Raw genomic sequence first — 7,064 nt, 5'->3', positions numbered from 1 at the left:
TATTAATACAATTCAAAAGGCTGATGATAAAATATACAAACCGGCGCAATACATCAAGTATTGCTGCTATATGAATACTTTTAATTTATAATTTTAGCATAATTATGCATAGAGCAAGCCTAGCTTCTTAGTTTTAGTGTAACTAACACAATACCATGATCGGTACTTAAATCATCACGCTCAAATTCGGGGTTAATTAAGTGACGATCATAAGTATTATACTCAATCACCTCAAAAAAACTGCCAAGGTAGCTGGCATCAAACTCACAAGATAATAAAATATAATCAAGCACGGAGATGCTCGCGCCATAATAATGTGTTGGTGCTCTTAAGGGCATAAGCTTAGTTGCATTAACATTTTTTGCTTCGTTTTCATCAGCTAAATCAAAAATGCTATTGCTTTCACTATCGCTTATTTCATCGCTAGTCATTGCCTCACCATTAGACAGTTCATCTTCGCTTAGCTGCGACTTAACAAACAAATCCCATGAATCATTTAAACAATATTTAGCGAGGTAGGTTTTAGCATCAAATGCAGGCGCAAAGCGTAGCGTACTTGTCAGTAAATGGCTTAATACGCCATCCGCAAGTTCATTATTAAAGTCCCCCATTAATAGCATGGGTTGTTGCGTAGCTTCGCGACGGGCAATCATTTGTATCATTAGTAATGTAGCTTCACTGCCACGCTGAATAGTTGAGCCCCACCCACCCGCTACATTCGCTTTTAAAATTTCAATTATGTTTTGCTCGGGTGTAAGCTCTTTATTATGCTCATCGACATTAATCATTGGGCGTTTAGATTTAAAATGCACCACGTAACAATCAGTATTGCCTATATGCGGCAGCGTTATAGTTGCTCTTAGTACTTTACGACTAAAAGTAAACTCACTATTAAGGCCAAGCGCATTTGCAAGCTCACTATCGTGCTCAACCGCTGCTACTTCAACTATGGGGTATTTAGAGGCGATTGCCACTACAGGGCGTTTATAAATAAAGTCATCAATCACCTCTGGCGTATCAACTACAGCAAAGTAATTATAACCTTGCTCGCCTACTAGCTCTTTTAATGAGTCAATGCTAAACACTTCCTGAAAACCAATCACATCAGGGGCATGTTCTGTTAAGTAATCAACAATCCAACGCTGCTTTTTAGCCCACTGCTGCACAGTATAAATTTTTTCAAACTCATAGTATGCATTGGGCGGCTCAAGATAGTTAAACAGGTTAAATGTGGCTATTTTTAGTTGGGTGTTAATAATTCCAGATTCATCACTTTTTAAATCTGTATCTAACTGTTTAAGATCTTGATTGCTGATGGGGTTCGCCTAAGTAAAGTTGAAAGTGTTGCTGGCTTATAAACTATCATTTTATTACATGTTTACGTAATCAATCAGCCAGCTTAATTGTAATTTTATACACTCTTTTACTTTATACCAATCCGCAATAATACTTAATCATTTTGCGGGGCTAAACGTGTCGCTACCTGTGTTAAAAAATTCTCATTTACGACTGCATGGATGCAGAAGGTAGAGCAATGCAGGAGCAATTGCCGAGAACAACTAAATAGCGAATTTTTTGTCTAGCTATCAACACGTTTTTCCATCCTCAAAATAGATTCACTTAATTAAGCGAATTGGTATAAAGCCTCGTATAAGCCCCTTTTTTATTCAATTATTTTTTCATTCCTTTTAAACCTTTTCGAACTGTCATTACGTCTAACTTATCAATACACTTAAATAGCAACTCAACAATAATAATTAAAAGGCGGCATCACGGATGTTACACGTTAAACCCGAACCAGCGCCTTTGTGCGAAGCTGCACTCATTGAGCGAGTTAAATCGGGTGATCAAGGCGCATACACAACGCTTTATGAGTTACATATAAAACGAGTATACGGTTTATGTTTACGCTTATTAGCAGACCAAGCACACGCCGAAGACGCCGCCCAAGAGGTATTTGTACAGGTATGGCATAAAATAGCATTATTTGATGGGCGTTCGCAGTTTTCTACTTGGCTATATAGTGTTGCCAGTAATGTAGCGATAAGTTACCTGCGCAAGCAAAAAAACTGGTTACAAAAAGTAGTAAGTATTGAACACAGCGGTATGGATGAGCAATCAGCTAACGACTGCAAAGGCTTAAATGGCCTCGATAAGTTAATAGTAAGGCTTCCTGAGCGCGCACGTATGGTATTTGTATTATTTGCTATTGAAGGTTATAGGCACGAGGAAATCGCGGAGCAATTAGGTATGGCTGTTGGTTCAAGTAAGTCACAATATCATCGTGCTAGGCAGTTATTACAAGAGTGGTATGAAAATGAGTAAACCAAACTTTAGCGACTACTTAAACAAGTCATTAAACACGCTTGATAAAGAAATTACGCCACATAAAGATTTATGGGCGGGGATTGAGCGAGCAATTGTTAATAATAAGCAGAACCCAAATAGCACTATTATTTGGCCAAAACTAACGGCAATAGCAGCGTGTACTGTGGCTGCTTTAATTGCTGTTAATATATTTTTTATAGCACCTGAACCACAGCCCGTAGTGGCTATAAGTGATTACTTTTCGGCTCAAAAAAATAGTTTGTTAGTTGAATACGAAAATAAAGAAGCATTAACCACTAACTGGCAAACGCAACTACAAGAACTTGAAGAAGCTGAGCAAGCAATAAAGCAAGCTCTTGAAAACGAACCACAAAACCAAGCGCTACTGACAATGTTAGCGCAAATATATCAACAACAACTTGATTTAATTAACAAGGTGCACGCGCCACGTTGGCAGCACATTTAGGAGTACGATATGAAAGCGATTTTATTAGGACTGAGCTTATTTCCACTGGCGGCATTTGCGGGTGAAAAAATAGATAAGCAAATAGACGTACCAAGTGGCGGCACTATTTTTATTGAAAACCAACGCGGTGATATACATATTACAGGCTGGGATAAAAACGAATTTAAAGTATCTGGCGAGCTTGATGATAAAGCACAGGGTTATGAGCTTAAAACAAGTGGTGATAAAACACAGTTTATTGTAAAAATGCCCCGTAAATCAAATTGGGGTAATAGTGGTGACGGCTCAAACCTAACTATATTTATGCCTAAAAGCAGTAGTTTAGCGTTTGCTGGCGTTAATGTATCGGTGACTGCAAAGGAGCTTAAAAATGGCGCAGAAGTTGATGTGGTTAACGGCGAAATTACGGTAGATGATATTACTGGCAACATTAAGCTCACCACTGTAAATGGTGATGTGAACGCTGAGAACTTAAACGGGAATATTCAGTTTGAAACCGTAAATGGTGAAATTAACGATAGGCAATCAAGTGGTGAGCTGCGTTTTAGCGCTGTTAATGGTGATATTAAATCAACTTCAAGCGCTAATGATGTACGCCTTGAAAACGTAAATGGCGATATAGAATTTACGCTATCGGCTATTAAAAACCTACGTATTAATACGGTCAATGGCGAAGCAGAAGTACAGATTAACGAGCTTTTAAAAGGCGGTGATGTACGTTTTGAATCAGTAAGTGGTGATGCCGACTTTTATTTCCCACAAAGTGTATCAGCAAAGTTTGAAATTAAAGCCCATGCTAATGGTAAAATCATTAACAAAGTCAGTAGTGACAAAGTCAGTAAAGCTAAATATGGCCCAGCCAGTGATTTAGAGTTTAGTATTAATGGCGGTAATGCAAATGTTGAAATGGATACCATAAGTGGACGAATAGAGCTTCGTACCAAATAACACTCATTCCCCATCACGATTACAAAAAGCAGGAAAGATTTCCTGCTTTTCTATTTGCACAGCCCCTGCAAGTCGATAGAATAGAGCCATTCAATTTTACTACTGTGAAGTTATGGCCAAACCAGATAAGCAAGTCGATACTCTTAAAGTTCCTCCCCATTCAATAGAAGCTGAACAATCTGTTTTAGGTGGCTTAATGCTTGATAACCAAGCTTTTGACCGCGTAGCTGAGCTTGTTGTATCACAGGATTTTTATACCCGCACGCACAAGTTAATTTTTGAGGCGATGACGGCACTTGCTGAGATTGGCGATCCGATAGATTTAATCACTATTTCTGAAAGTTTAGAAAAAAATAATAAACTTGCAGGTATTGGGGGTTTTGCTTACTTAGCCGAAATTGCTAAAAATACGCCAAGTGCAGCCAACATTGATGCCTACGCAAACATTGTACGTGAGCGTGCTGTTGTACGTGAAATGATTGGCGTGGCAAATGAAATAGCCGAAGCGGGTTTTAATACCGAAGGGCGTACTAGTCACGACCTACTCGATTTTGCCGAAAGCAAAGTATTTAAAATTGCCGAGCAACGTACAAAAAGTACGGAAGGCCCGCAAAGTATTCATAACATACTCGAAAAAACCGTTGATAAAATAGAAGAGCTTTATCAATCGCCACAAGATGGTGTAACGGGTGTAAGTACAGGTTATGCCGATCTTGATAAAATGACGACGGGCCTGCAACCGTCTGACTTAATTATTGTTGCAGCGCGTCCTTCAATGGGTAAAACCACCTTTGCGATGAATCTTGCAGAACATGCCGCAATGACTCAAGACAAACCCGTGCTAATTTACTCGCTAGAGATGCCTTCAGAACAAATTATGATGAGGATGTTAGCGTCTCTTGGCCGTATTAACCAAACTAAGGTACGTACAGGTCAGTTAGATGATGACGATTGGGCGCGACTTTCATCAACAATGGGCTTGTTGATGGAAAAAGGCAAAATGTATGTTGATGATGCCTCGGGCTTAACACCTACCGATGTTCGCTCTCGTGCACGTCGTATTGCGCGTGACCACGGCGGCATTAGTATGATCATGGTCGATTACTTGCAGCTAATGCGCGTACCTAGCCTTGCTGATAACCGAACGCTTGAAATTGCTGAAATTTCGCGTTCACTTAAATCACTAGCAAAAGAGCTAAAATGTCCGGTTGTTGCGCTTTCGCAGCTAAACCGTACGCTAGAGCAACGTGCCGATAAACGCCCAATTAACTCAGATTTACGTGAGTCAGGGTCGATAGAGCAGGATGCCGATTTAATCATGTTTATTTACCGTGACGAAGTTTACAACGAAGACAGTACTGATAAAGGTATTGCTGAGATTATCATAGGTAAACAACGTAACGGCCCAATTGGTAAAGTGCGTTTAACATTCCAAGGTCAATTTTCTCGCTTTGATAATTACGCGGGACCAGCGGTAGATGACGATTACTAATGCGCTTAGCGACTGCTGAAATTAACTTAACGGCACTTGCGCATAATTTAGCGCAAGTTAAGGGCTTTGCACCTAACAGCAAAGTGATGGCGGTGCTAAAAGCAAATGCTTACGGGCATGGATTAGTAACAATTGCGCAGCATTTAAATAATGCTGACGCATTTGCTGTGGCACGTATAGATGAAGGGCTTGCCCTTCGAGCTGGGGGCTTAACAAAACCAATTGTTTTACTAGAAGGCTTTTTTAACAAAGCCGACTTACCGATTCTGCTGGCCAACAATTTTCAAACTATTATTCACGATGAGTACCAATTAGCGGCGCTTGAAAAAGCAAAGCTAGATGCACCAATAACATGCTGGTTAAAAGTAAATACAGGTATGCATCGATTAGGTATTGCGCCAGAGCAGTTTGAAGCGTTTTATAGCCGCTTGCAAAAAACACCTAACGCTAAAAATACCGTTAATTTAATGACCCACTTTTCGTGTGCTGATGACGTTGATAATGCTAAAACGGTTCAGCAAATTACGTTGTTTGATAATTTAGTGAATGGCATTGACCAAGCGCATTGTTTATCAAATTCTGCTGGTATTATTGCCTGGCCAAGCGGTCATGGCGATTGGGTACGTCCTGGGCTTATGTTATATGGTGTATCGCCAATGGCAAATAGTATTGGGCAGCAACACAAATTAAAACCAGTTATGCGCTTAACTACGCGCGTAATTGCAGTACGAGATGTGCCTGCTAATGAGGCTGTTGGGTATGGTGGTCGTTGGAAAAGCGATAAACCAACCAAGTTAGCTGTTGTAGCTATGGGTTATGGCGATGGTTATCCTCGGCATGCTAAAGAGGGGACACCGGTAATAATTGGTGAGCAGCGTTATGGTATTGTAGGAAGCGTAGCTATGGACATGATCAGCGTTGATATAGGCGCTAATGAGCATAATATTAAAGTTGGCGACAGAGTCACTATGTGGGGCCCTGAGCTTCCAGTTGAAGAAATAGCACTGTGCGCTGATACTATTCCTTACGAGCTATTATGTAATATTACACCACGCGTAAGTTATGAGTATCAGCCATAGTTAGTTTTTAGCGTACACCAATTGGGTATAATTACTCTTTTATAAAGTAAATGTCGCTAAAGCCCATACGGGCAAATTCTTGGTCGCGAAAGTTACGAACAGAAGCAGACCCTTTTGAGGTCATTTCTATTTGGCGTACCATGTTTAAGTAATTTGTTAAATCAATACCCTCGGCAGCAGCAATAGCTTGATACATGTCGTGGTATTTATCTTTTGCGAAGTTAATTTCGCGCGGTTGGTTTTTAAATGTATACGTTATTCTGCGTGCCATAATAAGCTCAGTTAAATTGAGTGTTAGTATAATTTTACACTGTATTGAACTGGCATTGAATGATTTGTTTAAATCAAATAATTAAAAAGTAGAGTTTAAAATGAAATTATCAGTAGAGATCAGTAAATATCCACTTCACCAAGATTACATTCCGTTTATTAAAGGCTTTATTGACCGCTTAAACGAATACGAAAATTTAAAAGTGATTACTAATACGCTATCAACGCAAATTTTTGGTGATTATGATTTAGTAATGCAGGTGTTAAATACCGAAATTAAGCGCTCATATGAAGAATTTGGTAAAGCTATTTTTGTATGTAAGTTTCTCTCTGGCGACTTATCGCCTGAATAATCTATAATACCAATCTGCATAAATCTTTAATCAATTTAACGAATTAAATTGCACTATAACGTCGTTAAAAATTTTTTATTTAGAACAACTAGATACAAAAATTTTTGCCTAGTTTTAGCGTGATTTTC

At 39.2% G+C, this 7,064-nt stretch carries 8 protein-coding genes; 6 read left to right on the top strand and 2 right to left on the bottom strand.

Annotated elements, in window-relative coordinates; translation table 11 throughout:
• Positions 1-119 precede the first annotated feature (119 nt).
• Complete coding sequence (locus tag H5072_RS08200; RefSeq protein WP_182693219.1) at positions 120-1,223, bottom strand: endonuclease/exonuclease/phosphatase family protein; 1,104 nt, start codon at positions 1,221-1,223, stop codon at positions 120-122.
• A gap of 553 nt (positions 1,224-1,776) precedes the next feature.
• Here H5072_RS08200 and H5072_RS08195 point away from each other — a divergent pair.
• The 5 genes from H5072_RS08195 (at position 1,777) to alr (ending at position 6,313) form a co-directional block, all read left to right on the top strand.
• A complete protein-coding gene (locus H5072_RS08195; RefSeq protein ID WP_039490247.1) occupies positions 1,777-2,325 on the top strand; it encodes an RNA polymerase sigma factor in 549 nt (182 codons plus the stop codon).
• The gene (locus H5072_RS08190) at positions 2,312-2,794 is read left to right on the top strand and encodes a hypothetical protein (RefSeq protein WP_182693218.1); all 483 of its coding nucleotides are present in this window, start codon (positions 2,312-2,314) and stop codon (positions 2,792-2,794) included. The genes H5072_RS08195 and H5072_RS08190 overlap by 14 nt, the downstream gene beginning before the upstream one ends.
• Before the next feature lie 9 nt (positions 2,795-2,803).
• Complete coding sequence (locus H5072_RS08185) at positions 2,804-3,742, top strand: DUF4097 family beta strand repeat-containing protein (RefSeq protein ID WP_182693217.1); 939 nt, start codon at positions 2,804-2,806, stop codon at positions 3,740-3,742.
• 112 nt (positions 3,743-3,854) lie between these two features.
• Positions 3,855-5,234, top strand: coding sequence for a replicative DNA helicase (gene dnaB, locus H5072_RS08180; protein ID WP_002963050.1), 1,380 nt, complete (start codon positions 3,855-3,857; stop codon positions 5,232-5,234).
• Positions 5,234-6,313, top strand: coding sequence for an alanine racemase (gene alr, locus H5072_RS08175; RefSeq protein WP_024596806.1), 1,080 nt, complete (start codon positions 5,234-5,236; stop codon positions 6,311-6,313). Before dnaB ends, alr begins: the two co-directional genes overlap by 1 nt.
• A 31-nt stretch (positions 6,314-6,344) precedes the next feature.
• On the opposite strand, the gene H5072_RS08170 is transcribed toward alr, so the two are convergent.
• Positions 6,345-6,584: a DUF2960 domain-containing protein gene (locus tag H5072_RS08170; RefSeq protein ID WP_002963045.1), complete on the bottom strand. Its 240-nt coding sequence runs from the start codon at positions 6,582-6,584 to the stop codon at positions 6,345-6,347.
• Between the two features lie 100 nt (positions 6,585-6,684).
• Here H5072_RS08170 and H5072_RS08165 point away from each other — a divergent pair, with 100 nt between their 5' ends.
• Positions 6,685-6,936 (top strand): hypothetical protein, encoded by a 252-nt coding sequence (locus H5072_RS08165; protein WP_002963043.1) that lies wholly within the window; start codon positions 6,685-6,687, stop codon positions 6,934-6,936.
• Positions 6,937-7,064: the final 128 nt, after the last annotated feature.

This window comes from Pseudoalteromonas sp. SR45-5, from assembly GCF_014163565.1.
Taxonomy (GTDB): Bacteria; Pseudomonadota; Gammaproteobacteria; order Enterobacterales; family Alteromonadaceae; genus Pseudoalteromonas; species Pseudoalteromonas distincta.
The sequence above is the reverse complement of the archived record's forward strand: the minus strand, read 5'-3'. Positions and strand labels throughout refer to the sequence as shown.